This is a genomic window from Roseateles sp. GW821-FHT02E12 (assembly GCF_059421665.1).
This window is the reverse complement of the sequence record NZ_JBWKVK010000007.1, coordinates 1-1,621: the sequence shown is the minus strand read 5'-3', so window position 1 is coordinate 1,621 and position 1,621 is coordinate 1. Positions and strand designations below refer to the sequence as shown.

At 68.0% G+C, this 1,621-nt stretch carries 1 pseudogene; it reads left to right on the top strand.

Annotated features, from left to right (window positions below):
* A pseudogene (locus tag AC07V5_RS30365) lies at positions 1-1,621 on the top strand (heme utilization protein); the annotation flags it as partial.

Genomic DNA, 1,621 nt, shown 5'->3' with positions numbered 1-1,621 from the left:
CCCTGTCCACCGGCCAGCTGCAAGGCCTGACGACCGGCGACATGGTGGCCCTGACCACCGCGCAAGTGGCCGTGCTGAGCTCGGCCCAGGCCGCCTCGCTCTCGACCGACCAGCTCTCGTCCATCGAGGCGAGCGACATGCGCTCGATCACCACGGCGACGCTGCGGGCGCTGAGCAGCACCCAGCTGGACGGCCTGACCAGCGACCAGCTGCGCGCGCTGTCCTCCACCCAGATCGCCGCCCTGACCACCGCCCAGGTCAGCACGCTGAACACGGATGACCTCAACGCGCTGGCGTCCGACCAGTTCAACAAGCTCTCCACCGGCCAGATCCAGTCGCTGACGACCGACCAGCTGAGCCACCTCGGCACCGACAGCCTGAACGCCCTGGGCTCGGCTCAGTTCGCCACGCTGTCCTCGGCCCAGTTCAGCTCGCTGACGACTGACCAGCTGTCCAAGCTGGAGACGGCCGACCTGCGTGCCGTCACCACGGCCGCCCTGCGTGGCCTGAGCTCTGACCAGATCGGCACCCTCACCTCCGACGAGGTCGGCAGCCTGTCCACCGGCCAGATCGCTGCACTCACCAGCGTGCAGGTGCAAGGCCTGACGACGGCAGACATGGTGGCCCTGACCACCGCGCAAGTGGCCGTGCTGAGCTCGGCCCAGGTCGCGGCGCTGAGCACCGACCAGCTCTCGTCCATCGAGGCGGCCGACATGAAGGCCCTGTCCACGACGGCACTGCGGGCCCTGACCAGCACCCAGATCGACGGGCTGACGAGCGACCAGTTGCGGGCCCTCACCAGTGCTCAGCTGAACTCGCTGACCACCAACCCGCAGGTCATCGGCCTGACGACGGACGACCTCAACGTGCTGACGACGGACCAGATCGCCCGTCTGTCCACGTCGCAGGTCCAGGCGCTGACGAGCACCCAGCTCAGCAGCCTGTCCACCGACAACCTGAACGCCATGGGCTCGGCCCAGTTCGCCACGCTGTCCTCCGGCCAGTTCGGTGCGCTGACGACCGACCAGCTGTCCAAGCTGGAGACGGCCGACCTGCGCTCGGTGACGACCAACGCGCTCAAGGGCCTGTCGTCTGACCAGGTCCAGTCGCTGACTTCGGATGAAGTCGGCAGCCTGAGCACGGCCCAGATCGCCACGCTCAGCACCGTCCAGGTCAAGGGCCTGGAGACCGCCGACATGGCGGCGCTGACCACCGCCCAGGTCGCCGCGCTGAGCTCGGCGCAGGCCGCGGCCCTCTCGACCGACCAGCTGTCGGCCATCGAGGCCGGTGACATGCGCTCGCTGACCACGGCCGCGCTGCGGGCGCTGACCAGCACCCAGCTGGACGGCCTGACGAGTGATCAGCTGCGTGCCTTGAGCTCCAGCCAGATCGTCTCGCTGACCACCGCCCAGGTCAGCACGCTGAACACGGACGACCTGAACAGCTTCGCGTCCGACCAGTTCAACAAGTTCACCACCGCGCAAGTGCAGTCGCTGACGACGGATCAGCTGAGCCACCTGACGACGGACAGCCTGAATGCGATGGGCTCCAGCCAGTTCGCCACGCTGTCGTCGGCCCAGTTCGGTTCGCTGACGACCGACCAGCTGTCCAAGATGGAGAC